Source organism: Microcoleus vaginatus HSN003 (assembly GCF_022701255.1).
GTDB classification, from domain to species: Bacteria; Cyanobacteriota; Cyanobacteriia; order Cyanobacteriales; family Microcoleaceae; genus Microcoleus; species Microcoleus vaginatus_B.
In genome coordinates this window covers 3835163-3856482 of record NZ_CP031705.1, presented here as the reverse complement: position 1 = coordinate 3856482, position 21320 = coordinate 3835163, and the positions used below count along the sequence as shown (strand labels likewise).

Genomic DNA, 21320 nt, shown 5'->3' with positions numbered 1-21320 from the left:
ATACGATATTCCCTCGGAACTCGGTTCAAAAAACTTTGTCGGACGGGATGAGGAGATGCAGCAATTGCACGGATTGTTGCAGGATGGAAGCCGCGTTGCGATCGCCGCTGCGTCGGGAATGGGCGGCATCGGCAAGACAGAATTGGCATGGCAGTATGCAACATTTCACCGCGACTGCAACACCTATCCAGCGGGGATTTGGTGGCTGTTTGTGCGGGAAATCGATTTAGCGCCGCAGGTGTTGCAGAAAGCGCTGCGAATGGGAATTGAGCCGCCGGATACTCTCGACAATCTGGAGGAACGGTTGCAGTTTTGCTACGAAGAGTGGGCAAAAAAAACCTCTGGGAATGCTCTGCTGGTATTGGATGATGTCAGCGATTACCGGGCGGTGCAGCCGTTGCTGCCTAGAAATCCCCGCTTTAAAGTGTTGCTGACAGCGCGACAAATTTTGCCGTCGCCTGTGGGGTGTTTGCCGTTAAAAGTGTTGAAACCAGAGGCGGCGCTAAACTTGCTGCGGCTGACGGCTGGGGATTTGCCGGGAAACGGGCTGGGACGGATTGATGCCCAGCTTGAAGATGCTCAAGCGCTTTGTCAGTGGTTGGATTATTTGCCTTTGGGTATCGAACTGGTAGGGCGCTATCTGCGACGCAAGCGGGCGCTGTCTTTGGCAGAAATGCTGCAACGGTTGCAGAGTCAGCGATTGGAGGCGCGGGCATTGCAGGAGGCGGAGGCTGGGATGACGGCTAGGCGCGGAGTGGCGGCAGCTTTTGAGTTGAGTTGGGCGGAGTTGAAACCTCCGGCGCGGACGCTGGGTTGTCTGCTGAGCGTGTTTGCTCTGGCTCCGATTCCTTGGGAGTTGGTAGCCGAGTGTTTGCCGGGTTGGGATGAGGAGGATTTGGAAGATTGTCGGGATTACGAACTGCTGGAACAGAGTTTGCTGTCGCTGGTGGAGGATGAAATTTCAGATCCCGCTCAATCGGGGCTGGTGCAGCCACGCTATCAACTTCATGCTTTGATTCGGGAATTTTTTGCGGCCAAATTGCAGGGACAGGCCGATGCTGAGATTTTGCGGAGCAACTTTGCAGTGGTGCTGACAGCGGTGGCGAAGACGATTCCGCAGACTGTGACGCTGGAGGTGCAGGAACGGGTGAAGGAGGCGCTGCCCCATTTGGAAGTGGTGGCGGAGCAATGGTCGCATTTGCTGGAAGATAGTGATGCTACGTGGTCTTCCATAGGCTTAGCGCGGGTTGCCCAGGGACAGAGTTTGTGGGCAGAGGCGGAGAATTGGTCGAAAGCTTGCCTCCAGATGACAGAGAAACGCTGCGGAGCCGAACATCCCGATACGGCAAGCAGTTTGAACAATCTGGCATTGCTATACCGTGCAATGGGTCGCTACCCAGAGGCGGAACCCTTGTATCTGCGCTCACTCTCTATTGACGAGCAGCAGCTCGGAGCCGACCATCCCGATACGGCAATGAGTTTGAACAATCTGGCAGTGCTGTACTATGCAATGGGTCGCTACCCAGAGGCGGAACCCTTGTATCTGCGCTCACTCTCTATTGACGAGCAGCAGCTCGGAGCCGACCATCCCAATACGGCTGCGACTTTGAACAATCTGGCAGAGCTATACCGTGCGATGGGACGCTACCCGGAGGCGGAACCCTTTTATGTGCGATCGCTCTCTATCCGTGAGCAACAGCTCGGAGCAGACCATCCCGCTACAGCTCAGAGTTTGAACAATCAGGCATTGCTGTACGATGCAATGGGTCGCTACGCGGAGGCGGAACCCTTGTATCTGCGATCACTCGCGATCAGAGAGCAGAAGCTCGGAGCAGAACATCCCTATACGGCAACGAGTTTGAACAATCTGGCAGAGCTATACCGTGCGATGGGACGCTACCCGGAGGCGGAACCCTTTTATGTGCGATCGCTCGCCATCATGGAGCAGCAGCTCGGAGCCAACCATCCCAATACCGCAATGAGTTTGAACAATCTGGCAGCGCTGTACGAGGCAATGGGACGCTACCCGGAGGCGGAACCCTTTTATGTGCGATCGCTCGCCATCATGGAGCAGCAGCTCGGAGCCGACCATTCCCATACGGCAACGAGTTTGAACAATCTGGCAGCGCTATACCGTGCAACAGGATGCTACCCGGAGGCAGAACCGCTTTACCTGAGAGCATTAGAAATCTTGTTTAACCGATTGGGAGAGAATCATCACAACACCCAAAAAGTTTGGAGAAATTTCATTGATTGTCTCCGGGAGGCGATGTCAGCGGGTCAAGACTCGCAACTTTCCCAGCATCCAACAACGCAAGCAATGCTTCAGCAACTTCGGGAGACGGAGTAGCTGTTGCTGCTAAAGCGATTGTTGCCAATTTCCTACAAAACTTACGCATGAGGCCCAGAAACCGGGTTTTTTCCAGAATACTTCGTTACAGCCCGCAGATTTGGCAAAAAACCCGGTTTCTCTGACGAAGCGCATAAGTCCCGATCGCATTAAAAAGAGGTAAATTGCGATTTTTCGTTGGGTGGGGGCGGGTTTTTGAGATTGTCTATCTGTGTCATAAAGGGTTGGAAAAACCCGCCCCCACAGGTCGATCGAGGATGTGCGAGATTCCAGATTTTACGGTTGATTCCCCTACTTCATCTCATATCCAAACAAATTCGGATCGACTTCACCCAAATTCAAATCGGCCAAACCATACTCAGCCCAACGCCTTTCTACCATCGCCGCCACATCAGGATCTGACTCCAAAACTTCCCCCCATTCGTGATCGGTTTCCGGCGGCATCTTCGTAGTAGCATCAATCCCCATTCGGCCTCCCAAACCAATCTTTTCACTGGCAAAATCTAACGTATCAAAAGGCGTATTCGGCAGAATAAATACATCCCGAACCGGATCGACTTTAGAACTAATTGCCCAAACTACTTGACGCGGGTCGCGAATGTTGATACTTTTATCGACAACAATCACAAACTTAGTGTAAGTAAACTGCGGTAATGCACTCCAAAATGCTAAAGCAGCCCGGCGCGCTTGACCGGGATATGCTTTATCAATCGAGATAATTGCCGCTTTATAACTCAGTGCTTCCATCGGTAAGAAGAAATCGACAATTTCCGATACTTGCTGCCGCAAAATAGGCGTATAAATACGGTTAAGCGCGATCGCCATCATTGCTTCTTCTTTCGGTGGCCGCCCGCTAAATGTGGTCAGATAAATCGGGTCTTTGCGGTGCGTCATGCAGTGGAACCGCACCAACGGCGAATCTTCCACGCCGCCGTAATAACCCATGTGATCGCCGAAGGGCCCGTCGGGCAGAACTTCCCCCGGCGTAATCGTTCCTTCTAACACGATTTCCGAGTCCGCCGGTACTTCCAAATCTACGGTTTTGCACTTCGCCAATTGCACGCCGGAACCGCCATAAAGTCCGGCAAATAACCATTCCGATAAATCTACAGGAATTGGCGTTGCAGCGGCGAGAATAATCAGCGGGTCAACTCCAAGGGCGATCGCAACTTCCAACTTTTTACCAGCCTGCGCCGCTTTCCGCAAGTGTCGCGCCCCGCCCCGCACCGATAACCAGTGTACAGTCATCGTGTTTTTTGACTGCAACTGCAACCGATAAACCCCCACATTCGGCGTACCCGTTTCGCAATCTTTGGTAATTACCAAACCCAGGGTGATAATTTTGCCGGCATCTCCCGTATAAGGGCGAATCATCGGGATTTTGTTCAAATCCACCCCTTCTCCCTCAAATACCACTTGCTGACAAGCTGGGAAAAAGTCGCGGCCCGGTTTGGCTTTCACTACGTCGAACAGCACTTTGCCGAATTCTATCGCTTGGGAAATCTTTTTGGGCGGTTTTGGCTGTTGCAGCATTCCCAGTTTTTTGCCGAGCTCTTCTAGTTCGATCGGCTTTTCCATGTTCATCGCCCAGCAAACGCGCTGTTCCGTACCCAACAGGTTAATCGCAACGGGGAAATCTGCCCCTTTGACGTTTTCAAACAACAGCCCAGGACCACCTTTTTGCAGCATTTGGTTGGAAATTTCGGCAATTTCGAGGTCGGAATCGACTAAAGCGCTAATCCGGCGCAGTTGTCCCCGTTCTTCGAGTAGTTTTAGGAATCCCCGCAAGTCTCTAGCCATTTTTTTTAAGAATTGTTAACGTTCTTTTGTTATTATGAGCCGATCGACTGCCACAAGTTACTCCTGAACCGCTCAAAAGATACGTATTTAACGAACCGCGAAGACGCCAAGGGCGCGAAGGAAGAGAAAGAAGAAGATAGGTAATGCCTTGTTCGGTTCGGGAGTAGGCTGCATAATGGGTTACATGAAATGTCCAAGATGCGAATCTGACCAAGTTCGTAAAAACGGCCGTCCCAACGGTCACCAGCGGTATCTTTGCAAAGCTTGTCGCAAACAATTCTTTGAGCCCGCCGGCCCGGACTCTTTAAATCGCAAATGCACCGAAACACGGTTAAGCGAAGCTATCCCGAAGGAAATCGCCCCTGCAACCACCACAGAGTCCGGCGGGATTTCGATTTTGCTGTTAGATGCCGAAAATCTGAAACTTAAGGTTAATACAGAACAATTCTTAGCCAGTTTGTGCGACTATCCCCTGCAAGTTAAAATTGCTTTTGCTAACTGGAAAAACCCGAGTATCGGCAAGTTGGATGCTGAACTTTACGATCGCGGTTACGAACTGATTCACGTTCCCGGCGGTGCTAATAGTGCTGATGGTAAGATGATTGCTTTTGGCGCTGCTATTTTATATCGATATCGGGATGTCAGACAAGTTTTTGTCTGTTCTTCTGACGGTTTGTTAAATCACCTTTGCAATCAGTTGCAAAATCAGGGATTGACTGTGTTTCGGGTGCGTCGGCAAAATTCGGTTTTGTCTGTAGAAAATCTTCTGACTGGTGATACTAATCACTATTCTTGCCAAAGGGAAGAGGAAGTTCCTACTTTTGAAGAATTGGCTAATCAAATTGGTGAGTTTTTGAAGGCTGAACACAAATCTATTGATGAGCGAATCGCTCGTTTTTCTAGTGTGGCGGAGCTTTTTCAAGAGCGCCGAACTCTTGTTTTCCCTTCTACAACTTCCCATGCAGCAGCAGTGTCGGAATCAGGAGAAAATGAACTTACCCAGGTGGCTGAAGTATCTTTGGCTTCTGTTGCTGTCAATCAAAATTTGCCAGAAATAATTCCCGATCTCAATTCAAATCCTATTGAGTCGCTGGATGTTTTAAAATATATACTTGTGGAAATAATTGAAACTGCAAAAGTTGACTTAAAAGAAGATTATATTCCTGTGACAATAATTAAGAAAAAATTTTTTGCAAAATATCAGTTTCATGCTGATTTAATTGTCAAACAATTGTTGGGGAATAATTCCAGTCTAATCAAATTATTCCAGTCAGAATCGGCGGATTTTAAAATAAAATTAATCGGTAGCGAACATCAAGTGGCAATCATGCCAAAGATTGAAAGTTCAGAATAAGAATAAGAATTATTAATTGGCGATCGCACTTTCCTAGCTTTTTTATAAATCCGCCCTACCTGCGCTGTAAATCCCCCGCCGAAATATGAAATTAGCCGAGCGCGAGCTGAAAAATATTTTTTTGCGGTGAGCGCCTATTCCGAGGGTCCACCCTACGCGTAATAACTCCAATATAACTTGCAGCAGTTAACCGTCAAAACCTTAATCTAAGGTTAACCATAATTTAAAACAAGCTTATTGTTATTGCAGCCATTTCTTAATAGTTAAAAGTTTAATCTAAAATTAACCATAATTTAAAACAAGCTTATTGTTTTCTAGGCCTTTACTTAGGGATTTCAGTCTATCCTATGTAGGGATTCCCAAAGCCTGCTATCAATATTGAGGACGACAATTATGACTTTCTTCACAGCACGTTGGCGGCGTGCTTTTATAGTTACGCTAGCGGTAGCAGCATTTTCGCTCTCGTTGATTACTTCTGCTGTAGCTGCTGTCACACTAAACGGTTCGGGAGCAACTTTCCCTAAACCTCTTTACGATCGCTACTTCTCTCAGATGAGAAGTGCCAATAAAATTACTGTAAACTACGAAGGAACTGGCAGCGGTGCTGGCATCAAAGCATTAATTACAGGCACTGTTGATTTCGCAGGCAGCGACGCGCTGATGACTGCTGCACAAATCGCTGAGGTAAAGCGCGGCGTCATGGCGGTTCCGACTGCTGGCGGTGCTGTTGCAGTTGTTTACAACTTGCCCGGAGTGACCAATCTCAGGCTAAATAAGGAGGCCATGAACGGCATCTTTGAAGGCAAGATTACTCGCTGGAATGATGCGAAAATAGCCGGAATTTCTGGACAAGCTAAAGGCTTGCCAAATACTGCGATTCGAGTAGCTGTACGGGCAGACAGCAGCGGTACTAGCTTTATTTTTGCTAATCACTTGCAGGCAACTGGTAGCACCATCAAAGCTGCCGCTCAGCCGAAATGGCCAGACAACGCTGTCAGGGGTCAAGGAAACCCCGGCGTAGCTGCTTTGGTGAAAAATACAGCGGGTGCGATCGGCTACGTTCAAGATACTTTTGCTCGGCAAAATAATCTCCAAACAGCATTTATTCAAAATAAAGCTGGCCGGTTTGTAGAGCCTAGCTTGGCTGAAGCAGAGAAAGCTTTAGCAGGGGAAACATTCCCCGCAGATTTCCGCTTAGTAGAAGGCAACCCTAACGATGGTTATCCGATTGTTGGTTTGACTTGGCTGTTAATCTACAAACAGTATCCTGCTGCCAAAGCAGAGGCTATTAAAAAGATGGTTAATTGGGTGATGACTACAGGTCAAGGTATCAACAAACAGCTAGAGTTTACTCAGATTCCTTCAGCTACAGCTCAAAAGGTGGTTCAAGCAGTTAATCAGACTGTGATTGCCAGAGGTTAATTCCGGCGATCGCACGGGGTTATGAGTTGACGAGTTAAATCGATGACTCAAAATTCATAAATGATCAGGTTAATGTGCACTAAATTTACTGTGTAAGGTACGCACTGCGTACCTTACAAACTAGGTTCGCAGCGCGCAACCAGCCCATTATAATTCCTCGTCCTTTAAGCAAATATTTTACTTTGCACACACTAATTTCGGTATGACCAATATTTCAAAAAAGCGGAATAGATTGACTCGGAAACCGACAGAAATGAACACAGAAGTAGATTTGACAGATACTGCTGGTGAAGGTCTATGGATGGAGTCAGGATTTACACTATTTGTATGGGGTTTTGCCCTAGCAACAGCGGGTACGTTGTTTTTGATGAGTGCGGTAATTTTTAAAGATGCTTGGCCTGCTATTAGCAATTTTGGACTCTCTTTCTTGTGGAATCCCAAGTGGGATATCGGCGAGTTGCAATTTGGGGCTTTGCCGTTTATTTACGGTACTGTAATTAGTTCTGCGATCGGCATAATCATCGCACTTCCTTTAGGGCTGTCAGTAGCTATAGTGACTAGCGAGAACTTCTTACCCCTTTGGGTGCGATCGCCCTTGGGATTCATGGTTGAATTAATCGCGGCTATTCCCAGCGTGATAGTTGGGCTGTGGGGAATTTTTGTTTTGATTCCCTTTTTGTTGCCATTGCAGCAGTCATTGTTCGATAATTTCAGTTGGTTTCCCCTGTTCAGCAGCGAACCTTTAGGCCCCGGAATGCTGCCTGCAGGAATACTGTTATCAATTATGATTTTGCCAACAGTAGCCGCCATCAGCCGCGATGTATTGATATCAGTTCCAGTAGATTTGCGAAGTGCTTCCATGTCCCTCGGTGCCACCCGCTGGGAAACGATATTCAAGCTGTTATTACCAGCAGCTAGTTCAGGGATTATCGGCGCCACCATATTAGCATTGGGACGCGCATTAGGCGAAACAATGGCAGTCACAATGGTAATTGGCAACTCGATTCAAATTAACCCATCCCTGCTCGCTCCCAGCTACTCAATTCCTGCTGTTTTGGCCAGTCAATTTCGAGAAGCTGTCGAACCGCTGCACACCGGCGCTTTGATGTATTTAGCCTTAATTTTATTTGTGATCACTTTGTTGGTAAATGCGATCGCAGTATTGTTAGTTCAGCTAATTGGGGCCAAGGAAGCTAAAACTTAACATCATCGAAAGCAATTTGGTCACAAGCCGCGCCGCCGGATTTATCCGCTGGTTCAATCTAATAATCTAAAATCGCATGACTCAAGCACAAAATTCAAACAGTATTCTGGATGCAGAAATCAACAACCCCCTGTCGCTAAGCCGAACTCTTTTCAGCCGGGGAATGACAGTTATCGCTTTCGCTCTGACAGCTCTGGCCCTGCTCCCTTTGTTTGCTATTTTATACAAGATCCTGGGGGAAGGACTGACACATTTGAGCTGGGAAGTGCTAGTGTCTCTACCAGCACCCGTCGGAGTTGAAGACCAGCCCAACGGCTTTGCAAATGCGATTATCGGCACTGCTTTAATGGTAGGAATTGCTACCTTAATCAGCGTACCCATAGGCGTAATGACGGGAATATTTTTGTCGGAGTTTGGTAGAGAAAACAAAGCGATTACCAATAGTATTCGCTTTATCACCGTCATTCTCAGCAGCGTTCCCTCGATCGTCGTTGGCGTCTTTTCCTACGCCCTAATTGTCGTTACCACCAAAGCATTTTCATCCTTAGCAGGCGGTTTTGCCCTCGGCATCATCATGCTTCCAGTTGTTGCTCTGACAACAGAACAAGCATTAAAATTAGTGCCTACTTCTTACCGCCTCGCTTCTGCTGGTTTGGGAGGCGGACGCTTTCAAACTATGTTTCGCATCATCATACCCTCAGCACTTCCAACTATTACCACAGGTATTTTACTTGCTGCTTCCCGGGCCGCCGGCGAAACCGCACCGCTGATTGTAACGGCGTTGTCAAGTCAATTTTGGCCTCCTTTAGTTGATAAATTGGGCGAGATAATGCAGTCTCCCATAGGTGCAGAAACTATCTCAAAACTCAAAGAAATTCCCGAAACACTGCTGACTCCGACTCCTTCTATGTCAGTATTAATCTATAGCTACGCCAGCTCTCCCTACAAAGAGCAGAACGAATTGGCGTGGACTGCTGCCTCTGTCCTTTTGGGCATGGTTTTGATTGCTAGCGTCGCATCCCGTACAGTAACTCGGAAACGCTTGCAAAATAGATAAATCAATAACTAAAGTGCATCTATTCGTCAAATATTAACACTATAACCCGGCAAATAATGAAACCTAAAGCTAACTTGAAATCCGACAAGCATACAGATAAATTCCTAGAAGATGCCACACCGGAAATTGACCCCAATGCAATGCCAGCACTGCGGGTTCAGGACTTGAGTTTTTATTACGGAACTCACAAAGTCTTAGAAAATTTATCGATGAATATCCCTCACCCGCAAATTACGGCTATTATTGGCCCTTCAGGTTGCGGGAAATCCACCTTTCTCAAAGCTCTCAACCGGATTGGTGAATTGGAGGGAAAGGTTCAAATTAAAGGAAGAGTAGAGTTTTTTGGACAGGATATTTACAGCCCGAAAGTAAACATTAATAGTTTGCGCCGCCAAATTGGGATGGTGTTTCAAAGACCCAATCCTTTTCCGCTGAGCATCTACGATAATATTGCTTACGGGGTGAGAATTTTTGGTCGCAAAAGCAAAGCAGAATTAGATGAAATTGTGGAATCTGCACTTAAAAGTGCGGCGCTTTGGAATGAAGTCAAAGACGATTTGAAGAAATCTGCTCAGGGGATTTCGGGGGGACAGCAACAGCGACTTTGTATTGCTCGCGCTTTGGCTGTGAAGCCAAAAATTTTGCTGATGGATGAACCTTGTTCTGCTCTAGATCCGATTTCAACGATGAAAATTGAGGAGTTATTTCAGACTCTACGCCAGCAGTTAACTGTTGTGATTGTGACACACAATATGCAGCAGGCGGCTCGTGTTTCTGATTACACGGCATTTTTTAATACTGATGAAAGCCGCATCGGCCGCCTGGTTGAATTTGGGCCGACAAGTAAGATTTTTACTTCTGCGGGCAATTCGAGTACGAGAGATTACATTCAAGGCCGTTTCGGTTAATACCAGGGTGTTTTTCTTTCTCTCAGTCGCTATATTATGACAGGGGCTTAAGTCCCTGTGTCACAGTTAAAGTCCTCTTAAGAACACTATGAAATAGTAATAGTATTTGAGTTATATCCAATCCGTTAGCATCGGAATTATTCATCTCTCTGTTCTCTTCCTCTGCGTTCTCTGCGTACTCTGTGGTTTAATCATTCCAATGCAAGCGGAATTGATATTAGTGTTAACTCAGATTTGGCAACATTCTCAATAAGTATTTCAGTCCTCCTAGCTGGGGACTTAATTTTTGAGGCGGGGGTTTAAGCCCCTGCCGGAATTATTGCAAATATTACTAGATGTAACCTAATATCAGTATGGCAATGAACAGAAAACCGCTATATTTATGTCTTCACCACTTCTGAAGCGAGAGTTAGGTGTTTTCGGCGCAACTCTCATGGGCTTGGGCTCAATCCTCGGTACCGGAGTATTTGTGAGTATCGGCATTGCTGCGGAAGTTGCTGGGCCGGGAGTGATTTTGGCTGTAGGTATTGCGGCTTTAGTGGCTGTTTGCAATGGCCTTAGCAGCGCTCAATTAGCGGCAAATCATCCTGTTAGCGGCGGTACTTATGAATATGGCTACAAATATCTCAATCCTTGGCTGGGTTTTACTGCCGGCTGGATGTTTCTGTTGGCGAAAACGGCTTCTGCGGCTACTGCTGCTTTAGGTTTTGCGGGGTATTTTTTAAATGCAGTTGGTGTAGCCGATCGCACTTACCTGATCCTAACAGCTTTAGTCGCCCTCGCCGCCCTCACTTTAATTGTATTGACGGGAATTAGGCGATCGAATATTGCCAATACTGCCATAGTCTCCGTTACACTTCTATCCTTAGCGGTGTTTGTTGCTGTCGGTTTGCCACAGGTAAGGTGGGAAATGCCCGCCCTACAGAATGATAGCTCGATCGGCTCCATCCTCCAGGCCACCGCCCTGATGTTTGTCGCTTATAGCGGTTACGCCCGCATCACCACAATGAGCGAGGAAGTGCGGGAACCCAGGGAAACCATTCCCAAAGCCATAATTTTCACTTTGGTGCTGACAATGCTGCTTTACGTGGGGGTAGCAATAGTTGTCGCCGGCGCGGGGGGAGCCGATAAATTGTCTTTACAACCAGGCGGCACGGTTGCACCCCTGGAAGTCATCGCCCGCAGTTTCCCAATTCCAGGAGTTTCTCAACTGCTAGCCGTCGGCGCAATTACCGCTATGTTGGGAGTCTTGCTGAACTTAATTTTAGGGCTGTCGCGCATCTGGCTGGCGATGGGGCGGCGCTTGGATATGCCGAGAGTCTTGGCGCGGCTAAATCCTTCGGGGACAACTCCCTACGTGGCGGTGGTGGTTGTGGAAGTTACGATCGCACTTTTAATCCTCGTCGGCGATGTCAAAACCACTTGGTCATTTAGCGCTTTTAGCGTTTTGATATATTACGCTATCACCAACCTCGCCGCGCTGCAACTTTCCCCCGCCGAAAGGCTTTATCCGCAGTGGTTGGCTTGGTTGGGTTTGGGGAATTGTCTGTTTCTGGCTTTCTGGGTGGAGAGGGAAATTTGGCTGACAGGATTGGCATTAATTGCCGCCGGTTTAATTTGGCGGGCGATCGTCCGACTCCCGGCGACAAACTAGAATTGTGATAAATTGAAACAGCATCCCGCATTGTAGAGGGCCATGCCCGATCAAACTCCCGAGCTTGCGACTCAAGAATCTCCCGCATTCAGCGCCATCAGTCGCTATATCGCTCAAACCCTAATTACCATTCAGGAACAGCATCCCGAATGGATAGCTGAAAAATACAGGAAAACCCCCTGGGCCAAACCTGATTTTCAGTCAGTTTTGATTGGAAAATTGACAAAAAGTTTCACAGTAGCCAGCGATACAGATTCCCTGCTGCTGACTGCGAAAAAATACCTACAAATTCTGCTGGTTCCAGAATTCGTTAATTCACCTCAATTCAGCAAATTATCTGCCAAAATTCAGCAGCTAGCCCAATCTCAAACAGCACCGGCTAAATCAGAAAACTCAGTTTCGTCCGAACCTCCAACTCCAACAGCCAATCAACCAGCCCCGCTTCCTGTCGGCATTGCTATCTTGCTGCTAGATGTCGAAAACTTGCAACTCACCGTCGAAACCGAAAAATTCCTAGAGGGAATTTGCCACTATCCAATCCAAATCAAAGTTGCCTTTGCCAACTGGCGCAGCATGGGCAAGAAAGATGCCGAATTTCACCAGCGCGGCTATCAACTGATTCACGTCCCCCCCGGCAAAGACAGCGCCGACTTAAAAATGGCTACAGTCGGCGCATCGATTTTCGTACATTATCCCACAGCCAAAGAGATTTTTGTCTGTTCGTCCGATCGCGCCCTGACTCACCTCAGCAATACACTGCAAGCCCACGGATTAACCGTATTTCAAGTCCGCAAACAAATAGATAAAATCATAGTTTTAAACAGCAAAACCGGACAAGTTGAAACCCATTCCCTCGTAACCACACCGGAAATTCCACCCCTAGAACAATTAGTTATTCAGCTCAAAGAATTAATCCAAAAAGAGCAAAAACGCACCTCAACTCAGTGGATAAAACTTTCTACTGTTTCAGCTTTATTTAGGGAAAATTACGGTTTAGTCCTCAATCAAGTTGTTGCAAATCACTTGCTCGGCACTAAAACCAGGGATATCTTTCTAAAATATCCCACCGATTTTGTCCTCCACAAACCATCAGAAACTTCTCAAACTTATGTTACTCTTTTTGAAGTGAGATTGTCGCCCCCACCGCCAATACTGAGCCAAGAAACTCTGAATAACCACCAAGCAGCACCTGCAACTTTGACAGATATTAATTCTTTAGAAGACTTGGAAAGAGCTCTTGTCAAAATAGTTGGTGACTTAACCGGCAACTCTCCTGAAAATTCTGTATTTCTTTCCAATGTAGGCAGCGAATTTCACAGACAATACGGCAAACAAATTACCCAAATAATTAAAGATTTTAATCTCGGCAGGAAATTTACTAAATTTTTGCAATCCTGCGCTTCTCTCCAGCTAAAAAAAGCCGAAAAAGGCTGGCAAGTTTCCCTCAATTAATTAAAAATTAAAATATATAGCCTTTCTCAGAAAGATGAGGTATGATGTTACTGACACTCACTCGTGAGGGTCAAACAGAGAAGATAAGATCAAATGAACTATAATTACATGGTTGAGTAAAGCCACGCGAAAGCGATACCACACATAATAGCATTTTTTTGAAAGCACACGATGCTTGACTCACAACACGTTTACTTGTACCAAACTTCATACATTGTTAAAAATGAAAGCTTATTCGATTGATGTTAGGCAAAAAATCCTTGATACTTATCATACTGAACCCATTTCACAAAAAGCAATAGCTAAGCGTTTTTCTGTAGCCCTGAGTTTTGTACAAAAATTGCTTAAACAATATCGTGAAACAAAAAACATTACTCCGAGAACTGACCGATGTGGAGTCAAAGGCAAACTGAATGCGGAGCAACTACTCATCTTGGCGGAATTGATTGAAGGAAATAATGATGCAACTCTTGAAGAACTCCGTTATTTACTTTATGGGAGAATTGGATTTTCTGTTAGTAGAGCAACAATAGGAAGAATGATAAAACTCTTAGACATTACTGTCAAAAAAAACTCTCTTCCCTTCAGGGAAAGGGACAGAGCGAGTTCAAATCCTGCGATGTGAGTTCTGGAAAACAATTAAAGAGATTAGTTTGAAAGACTTAATATTCATTGACGAATCGGGAGTTAATTTGGCAATGGTTAGGTTATATGCTAGGTATGCAAAAAGGTGAAAGAGCCAAGGGGTCAAAACCAACTAAACGTGGCAAAAATGTCTCAATAATTGGAGCAAGGTCAGTCAATGAGATTTTGACATCGGTTAATCTAATAGGCGGAACTGATGCAATTACATTTGAAGCTTTTATTATCAGAAAACTTGTGCCAAAACTCTGGAAAGGTGCTTGTGTAGTGATGGATAATTGTCCCATTCACTTGGGAGAAGAAGTGAAAAAAGCGATCGAAAAAACAGGGGCAAAATTAATATACTTATCACCTTATTCACCAGATTTTTCACCAATTGAAAATCTGTGGTCAAAACTTAAAATCATTCTCCGTTCTATCAAGACTACTAATTATCAAGAATTAGGAAAAGCCATAGATTTTGCGTTCGGACAAGTTACATCGTCAAATATTTTTAACTGGTTTACACACTGCTGTTATTGTACCTCATCTTTTTGAGAAAGGCTATATAAGCATCCCCATTACTAGCAACTTGAGTTATCATACAATCGGGACGTAAAGAAATGTAAAGGGATATGCAGGATAAAGTTGTGGTTGTGGTGGGTGCGACTGGCGGCATCGGTTCAGCGGTGGCCCGCCAACTCGCCGATGCGGGTGCGAAGCTAGTGCTCGCAGCCAGAGACAGCAGCAAGTTAGACGCTTTAGCCAGCGAACTTTCGGCAACAGAGGTACTGTGCGTACCCACAGATATCACCGATTTGCAGCAAGTCGAGACGCTGATGCAGACAACGCTGGAACATTTCGGACAAATTGATGCTCTCGTAAACGCCGCCGGTGCCGGAATTCTCAAGCAGTGGAACAAGTTAGAACCTGCGGATTTAGACGCCATGCTTGACTTGAACTTGAAAGGCAGTTTTTACACGTCTCAAGCAGCGGCGAATGTGATGAAAGAGCGCAAATCCGGCCACATTTGCAATGTCATCGGGATTTTGGGCAAGCATTCGATGGCGATGGGAACCGCTTATTGCGCTTCAAAGTTTGGGGTAGTTGGTTTCAGCAAGTGCATGGCAGATGAACTGCGACGCTACGGCATTAAGTTTACGCTATTCTATTTTGGCGGGGTAGATTCTCCGTTTTGGGATAATGTGAGTTTGAAGGTAGACAGGTCAAAAATGCTAAGTACCGAAACTGCTGCAAATGCGATTATGTTTGCTCTTTCTGCTCACCCGCAAGCTGTGCCGATGGAGATTAATATTCAGCCAGAAAGTCATTTGTTCTTTTAGCGATTGACGGGTGATTTGAAGGCAGCACCGGCAGATCAAGCCCCAAAAAATTATGATATTTTTAGGTTTGAGAACTTGTACAGTACCTCATTATGTAGGGTGGGCGCGGCCGCGCACCTAACCACTATAATTAGCGCGTCAAACTATTTGTTTTTTGCGTAAGTCCTTTTGGCGAAGGCGTCGGGGCAAACTCAAGTTATCCCAGACACCTGGTGTCTTTTCTTTTCAGTGCTGACTTATTTCTGCCTTCAGAGGGATCTAGGATATTCAATCTTTAGGTTATTATTAAGTGGGCGCGCAATAAAAAATATGAAAAATCTCCCTTACTCAGTCCCTCCGTTGCAAGTTTGCCTTGAAAATCAGCAGATTTTCCATTTTTCAGTTTCCATTTTCAATTATTGATTATGGAGTTCGATCGCATTCAATTTTACGTTGAAAACGCTCAAGTATCCCGCGAGTGGTTTGTCGGCAAGTTAGGCTTTCAATCAATAGCAGGTTATGCCAATAGCCACACTCACACTGAAGCTGTCAGCAGCGGCAATGTATGTTTTATTTTATCTTCGCCCCTGACACCCGCTAGTCCCGCTGCTAGTTGGTTGAAGTTTCATCCTCCAGGGATTGCCGATGTGGGTTTTCGGGTAAAAAATATCGAATTAGCGGTAGCTAGAGCGGCTGCACAAGGCGCTAAAATCCTGGAACCGATTCAAGAAGACCTAAACGCAGGAGGCTATTTTAAGCGGGCAAAAATCGCGGGATGGGGAGATTTAACCCATACTCTCGTGGAGCGCATTGGCAGCCATTCACTGCTATCGGCTTCGGATAAGCTGCCATTGTTTACCCGGATTGACCACGTAGTGTTAAATGTGGAATCGGGCGATTTGTCAAGTGCTGTGAGTTGGTATCAAAAAATATTAGGTTTTCAACCGCAGCAAAATTTTGACATTCAGACTGAGAAATCGGCTTTGCGGAGCCAAGTTATGGTGCACGCTGAAGGTGGGGTGCAATTCCCGATTAATGAACCGGCAACAGCTAATTCTCAAATTCAAGAGTTTTTGAGTGCAAATCGAGGGCCGGGAATTCAGCACATGGCTTTGCAAACTAATAATATTGTGGGGGTTGTTGCCGATTTGCGATCGTGCGGTTTGCCTTTTCTACCGGTTCCTCCAACATACTACTCGGAATTGCAGCAGCGCCAAAACTATTTGCCCGCAGATTGGCAAGAAATTGCAGCTTGTCAAGTTTTGGCCGATTGGCAAGAAGATACTCCCGCAGCGATGCTGCTGCAAATCTTTACCCAGCCAATTTTTGCAGAACCGACTTTCTTTTTCGAGATTATTGAGCGCCGAGTTAGTTTAGTTAACGGCAAACAGGTGCAAGCTGGAGGTTTTGGGGCTGGGAATTTTCGAGCTTTGTTTGAGGCGATAGAACGGGAACAAATGAAGAGGGGAAGTTTGAGAGATGATTGACAAAACTTCCACTTTTTAGGTCATACAGACTGGTTAATCAGCACTGCGATATCTTTCCACCCGTAGGCAATTTCTTTGAGTGCAACTCCGGCTCTACTTGTTTGCTGTTCATCTACTTTTTCACCTCCTAACAATTCATAAAATTTGTAGGCTGAATTGTCTCCTAGTACCCAAACCAGCATCGAGTTCAAACTTAATTCTGCCAATTTTGTGGCAACTGTTCTCACGAGTTGCCGTCCGATTCCTTGACGCTGATATTCCTCCAAAATATAGATGGCCAATAATTCTCCTTTATATACATATTTGCCCGTGCGCTCGCCACCACCCGCAGCAAAACCCACAATTTGTCCCGAGTCATTCTCAGCAACGCAGACAAAAACCCCAGTATTTTTGACGTTTGTCAGGATTTCTTGCCAACGGCTTTCTGCTTTTTCATAGGACAGTTGGGCGAGGTAATCTGCTGGTACGATTTTTCGGTAAGCTGTCCGCCAAGTATCTAGATTCACCCGTGTGATTGCAGGTGTGTCAGCGATTTTAGCTTCTCTCACAATCATCAGAAAATACTCCTTTCGGGCCTTGAAATTATCTTTTCAAGTCTAGGCAGACTATACGATCGCGCCCTTCTAGTTTAGCTTGATACAGCGCTCGATCAGCCTGTCCAATTAACTCCTCAATCGATAAACCAGCAGCAGGTACAGTAGTAGCTATCCCCATACTGAGAGTTATAAACTTACTTACCTTGGAAGCAGCATGAAAAATTGCCGCTGCTTTCAAATCGCTGCGAATTGCTTCAGCTACCTGCTTTGCTCCTTGCACATCAGTTCGCGACAAAATTACCGCAAATTCTTCGCCACCGTAGCGGGCGGCTAAATCTCCTGCCCGCTGAGCGTTGCTAGCTAAAATCTCGGCTACTTGTTTTAAACATTCGTCGCCTCCTTGATGCCCGTAATGATCGTTGTAAAGTTTGAAAAAATCGATATCGCACAAAATTAAAGACAGCGACTCTTTTTCTCGCTCCATCAACTGCCATTCTAACTCCAATTTTTTGTCAAAACAGCGGCGGTTGGGAATTTGAGTCAATCCATCCACCGAAGCGAGGCGCTGCAATTCCATGTTAGCGGCTTGTAATTCTAATTTGGCTTGTTCTAAAGCTAAATTTTGCCGAGCTAATTCTTCACTTTGGCGTTTTTCTTGTTCGTACAAAAATCGGATTGAAGCTTCAGCTTCCTGCAATTCTTTCTCTGCATATTTGCGCTTGACAAATTCTCCTAATTGAGAACTTACCACAGCTATGATCTGAAGTAAATCTTGATCCGGTGGCAGCTCTTCCCGGCAAAAAAAAGTCATTACTCCTACAACTTGGTTCCTAGCGTGAATGGGGAAACCGAATCCCGATCGCAATCCCGCTTCCTCGGCCAAGCGCGATCGCACGAAATTGCGATCGCCCACAAGATCAGTAATCCACTGCGTAGAACCGCTTCTGGAAACCGCTCCCGGCAAACCCTCACCCGCAGCCAAAGTAATCTGCTGATAGTTTTCGGCAAACTGCCTAACTTCCTCCGCTGCTTGCCAAACTGCCACCCGCCGCCAACAAGGAGTTTCCTCGATCGGACAGCAAAGCGGCAGGCACCAAAGCGGATCTTTTTCAGAGTTTATTTCCTCACCCCATCTAGTTTCTTTCTCCGCCTCTGCAGGCGTCCAAAGTTCGCCAAAATCCCACCCAAAACTTTGGCAAATAGCTTGCAAAATTTTCGGAGTTGCGCTATCTAGAGAAGTTGATTCTGACAGGATATGAGTAACAGCATACTGTGCTTCTTGACACTTTTTTATGCGTTGTTGCTTGGTAACGTCTTTGCCGATATAAACAAAATCTTGTATAACCTCGCTATCTGCATCCGGGCTTCCTGTGCTTGTCTCAAAATTAGAGCATGAAAACGCAACAATCAACTTTAAACCTATTTTCGTTTGGCAAGCTACTTTTACTTGAGGCCAATATTCGCTTTTAAGTGCAGGAGGTAGCTGGCTGACTTTGCGTAACAATTCCTCCTCAGCCGTAATCATGGATATGGATTGGCCGATTAATTCGGATTCGGTATATCCAAATAATTGCTGTGCAGCTTGATTCACTTTTTTGATTTCGCCCGATGTTCCTGTTACGAACAAAACATCCCCTAGGGAATTAATAATTTTGTCAATATAATCGCCAGCCGCAGCTAAGTTCTCGCCTTTAATACTTCTTTTGTTGGCAGCCTGAACCATGGTTGGCTGAGATCCAATGCTATCTGTCACATCTTCACATAAAATAATCAATCTGTCAGCATTGGCTTGCCCCTTATAACCAAAAATATACAAGTTTAGATACAAATAAGATCCGTCTTTGAGAACTCGGCTAATTGATTTTAACTGACAATCTTGCTGTCGTTCTTCAATAATATCTTCAAGGAGTCCTTCAATTCCGATCAGTTCGGGAAAACTATCGCGCACGTCTTTTCCTTCGCCTACTTCCTCATGAATGTAGGCAAAATCTTGCACTTTCAAAGATATTTCTTGAATTTTAAGTTCGCGATCGACTGTGAGGTATTCAATCCTGCGTAGGGATAACAGCTTATAAAGAAGAATATTAATACTTCTGGCGCTGCTCTCTACAGTTAATATTGGAAGCATCTCGTTCTTGTAGAGCATCAATCTCAAAAATTAGCAGGTAAAGTTAGTTGTTGTTTGGCTGCTATTTCTCATAGTATTTTTTATACTTGCAGATGTCACCATCTGGTACCGCTGGCTAATTTAGGCAAACAGTACACTTTGGATTCTCCAAGCAGTTTTTTGCTTATTTAAAAAATGGGGCAAAATATTAATTTGACCAACTTTTTTTTGAGAAATCGCAGTCACAATCAGCCTCGATTGAGGTTGAAATTTGTGAACAATATGTAGCGGTTTACACTCTTTGTGCGACACATTTTAATTTTAAATTCCCCGATATGGCTTACAACCGCTAAAGTTGAGGAACAGCACAGTTTAATTCAAATGTTTGTTTTAATTAGCACCATTCCTCTAGACCTTACCTCCCCTGGGTATTTGTGTCAATTTTTGTAAACAAAGTGTTACCTTTAAATGATATAGTATCGAAAGATTTGTATAAAAGCTTAAAAATACTCTGCTAAATGCTGAGACTTATTACCGACTTTGACGGCCCGATCATGGACGTGTCCGATCGCTACTACCGAGTTTACCAGGAGTGTCTCGCCGAGACTAAGCGTTCGGGCCAAGCAGTGCGCGAACTCCCCAAAGCCGAGTTTTGGGACCTGAAGCGCGCGCGGGTTCCCGAAACCGAAATTGCCATCCTCTCAGGATTAGACGCAGACCAAGCCCGCGATTTTGCTCAGAAACGCCGTCAAACCGTCCACACCCTCCCCTACATGGTTTACGATCAACCAGTCCCCACCGCTCGGGAAACGCTCGAAAAGGTGCAGCGCGCTGGAGTAGACTTAGCGGTGATGACCATGCGCCGTGTTAGGGAACTGGACGAAGCCTTCAACCGCTGCAATTTAGGGCAATTTTTCCCTGAAAACCGCCGCTATTGCCTCCCCAACGATTACGTCAAAACCGGGGATGTCAAAGATAAGCCGCTGTTGATGGCAAAAGCTCTCGCCGAACTGCCACCGGCTTCAGAGATGTGGATGGTTGGGGATACGGAGGCGGACATCGTAGCCGCAAAAACACACGGTGTCAAGGTAATTGGTGTTTTGTGCGGAATTCGCGATCGTACCCAACTAGAAATGCACCAACCGGATTTAATTGCTAACAATTTGAGCGAAGCAGTTGAGATTATTTTAGGTCGCAAAAATTAGTTATTAGTCATGAGTCATTAGTCATTAGCTGATGTTATTTGTCCGAGGTCTTGATTCGACAGTTATTAGTTGCTGACTGCTGACTAATGACTGCTGACTCATGACTAATAACCGCTGACTAATGACTGCTGACTATCGCAGAAAAGCGCTGACCAGCCACAGAATTAAAAACGTAAACAAAGCGATAAATTTCTCTGTTGTTATAAATGCCGGACTGACCAAAGAACCCAAAAAGCCTGCCAGCAACAAGCCTATAACCAGGCCAGCCACAGTCAGCAGCACTGCCCGACCAAATTTTTGTTCCTTGCGATTAAGAAAATAAAGACAACAGCCGACCCCAAGAGCGAGAGTCAACTGTAGTAAAGAATCATTAGCCGCGGGATAAATACTCAGTCCGCTCAACCCCACATACACCCCAGCCGGCCACAAAATGTCCGATCGACTCGGAGTATCGATTAGCCGCTGCAACCAAGCTGGGCTGCCACTAGGAGGAGACGGAGTAAAGCTTGCGGGCGGGGGCGTCAGCCGCTCAGGAAAGCGGATGCGTTCAGGTACTTTAATTTTACCTTCCTGTCGCTGCCGGAGGCGATCCATGAGGATCGCGTCATAAGCTGCTTCGATCAATTCCAAACGTTTCTTGTCACCGCTGTACTGCTCACCTAGGCGTATGCGGGCCTCTTGCACTTCATCAAAGGAAGCATCTTCATCGACTTCAAGCAGTTGATAGGGAGTTGGCTCACTCATTGTAATAACCCGCTGAAGACTCTCGTTATAGAGTAATCTTAACAAGAGAGGAAAGCGGGGCGGGGGCTTGGGCCGCTTTCCCAAAAGTTTTGCTGCT

14 protein-coding genes and 2 pseudogenes are annotated in these 21320 nt (G+C 46.0%); 12 read left to right on the top strand and 4 right to left on the bottom strand.

Annotated elements, in window-relative coordinates:
* The first annotated feature begins 55 nt into the window (after nt 1–55).
* A complete protein-coding gene (locus D0A37_RS16685; RefSeq protein WP_242716010.1) occupies nt 56–2350 on the top strand; it encodes a tetratricopeptide repeat protein in 2295 nt (764 codons plus the stop codon).
* 291 nt (nt 2351–2641) lie between these two features.
* Here D0A37_RS16685 and D0A37_RS16680 read toward each other — a convergent pair whose 3' ends face one another.
* The gene (locus D0A37_RS16680) at nt 2642–4150 is read right to left on the bottom strand and encodes a UbiD family decarboxylase (protein WP_242716008.1); all 1509 of its coding nucleotides are present in this window, start codon (nt 4148–4150) and stop codon (nt 2642–2644) included.
* A 190-nt stretch (nt 4151–4340) separates the two neighbouring features.
* Between D0A37_RS16680 and D0A37_RS29485 the strand changes: the two are divergent.
* The 10 genes and pseudogenes from D0A37_RS29485 to hppD all read left to right on the top strand — a co-directional run.
* Nucleotides 4341–4817: pseudogene (locus D0A37_RS29485) on the top strand (IS1/IS1595 family N-terminal zinc-binding domain-containing protein); the annotation flags it as partial.
* 1080 nt (nt 4818–5897) lie between these two features.
* Nucleotides 5898–6926, top strand: coding sequence for a phosphate ABC transporter substrate-binding protein PstS (gene pstS, locus D0A37_RS16665; protein ID WP_242716006.1), 1029 nt, complete (start codon nt 5898–5900; stop codon nt 6924–6926).
* Between the two features lie 253 nt (nt 6927–7179).
* Nucleotides 7180–8130: a phosphate ABC transporter permease subunit PstC gene (pstC, locus tag D0A37_RS16660; RefSeq protein WP_242716004.1), complete on the top strand. Its 951-nt coding sequence runs from the start codon at nt 7180–7182 to the stop codon at nt 8128–8130.
* A gap of 76 nt (nt 8131–8206) precedes the next feature.
* On the top strand, nt 8207–9187 hold the full coding sequence (pstA, locus tag D0A37_RS16655) for a phosphate ABC transporter permease PstA (RefSeq protein WP_242716002.1): 981 nt from the start codon (nt 8207–8209) through the stop codon (nt 9185–9187).
* 56 nt (nt 9188–9243) lie between these two features.
* Nucleotides 9244–10095, top strand: a complete 852-nt coding sequence (gene pstB, locus D0A37_RS16650; RefSeq protein WP_242716000.1) for a phosphate ABC transporter ATP-binding protein PstB — start codon at nt 9244–9246, stop codon at nt 10093–10095.
* Nucleotides 10096–10477: 382 nt separating this feature from the next.
* Complete coding sequence (locus D0A37_RS16645; protein ID WP_242715998.1) at nt 10478–11749, top strand: APC family permease; 1272 nt, start codon at nt 10478–10480, stop codon at nt 11747–11749.
* A 42-nt stretch (nt 11750–11791) separates the two neighbouring features.
* Nucleotides 11792–13201, top strand: a complete 1410-nt coding sequence (locus tag D0A37_RS16640; protein WP_242715997.1) for a PIN domain-containing protein — start codon at nt 11792–11794, stop codon at nt 13199–13201.
* 223 nt (nt 13202–13424) lie between these two features.
* A pseudogene (locus D0A37_RS16635) lies at nt 13425–14380 on the top strand (IS630 family transposase).
* 77 nt (nt 14381–14457) lie between these two features.
* Nucleotides 14458–15165: an SDR family oxidoreductase gene (locus D0A37_RS16630; RefSeq protein WP_242715995.1), complete on the top strand. Its 708-nt coding sequence runs from the start codon at nt 14458–14460 to the stop codon at nt 15163–15165.
* A gap of 404 nt (nt 15166–15569) precedes the next feature.
* Nucleotides 15570–16631 carry a 4-hydroxyphenylpyruvate dioxygenase gene (gene hppD, locus D0A37_RS16625; protein ID WP_242715993.1) on the top strand — a complete coding sequence of 354 codons (1062 nt, stop codon included), beginning with the start codon at nt 15570–15572 and terminating at the stop codon, nt 16629–16631.
* Between the two features lie 20 nt (nt 16632–16651).
* Here hppD and D0A37_RS16620 read toward each other — a convergent pair whose 3' ends face one another.
* Both D0A37_RS16620 and D0A37_RS16615 read right to left on the bottom strand, forming a co-directional pair.
* Nucleotides 16652–17185: a GNAT family N-acetyltransferase gene (locus D0A37_RS16620; RefSeq protein ID WP_242715992.1), complete on the bottom strand. Its 534-nt coding sequence runs from the start codon at nt 17183–17185 to the stop codon at nt 16652–16654.
* 28 nt (nt 17186–17213) lie between these two features.
* Nucleotides 17214–19295 carry a diguanylate cyclase domain-containing protein gene (locus tag D0A37_RS16615; RefSeq protein ID WP_242715991.1) on the bottom strand — a complete coding sequence of 694 codons (2082 nt, stop codon included), beginning with the start codon at nt 19293–19295 and terminating at the stop codon, nt 17214–17216.
* Nucleotides 19296–19792: 497 nt separating this feature from the next.
* Between D0A37_RS16615 and D0A37_RS16610 the strand changes: the two genes are divergently transcribed.
* Nucleotides 19793–20479 carry an HAD family hydrolase gene (locus D0A37_RS16610; RefSeq protein ID WP_242715990.1) on the top strand — a complete coding sequence of 229 codons (687 nt, stop codon included), beginning with the start codon at nt 19793–19795 and terminating at the stop codon, nt 20477–20479.
* Nucleotides 20480–20611: 132 nt separating this feature from the next.
* On the opposite strand, the gene D0A37_RS16605 is transcribed toward D0A37_RS16610, so the two are convergent.
* Nucleotides 20612–21223, bottom strand: a complete 612-nt coding sequence (locus D0A37_RS16605; RefSeq protein ID WP_242715989.1) for a CPP1-like family protein — start codon at nt 21221–21223, stop codon at nt 20612–20614.
* Between the last annotated feature and the right edge of the window lie 97 nt (nt 21224–21320).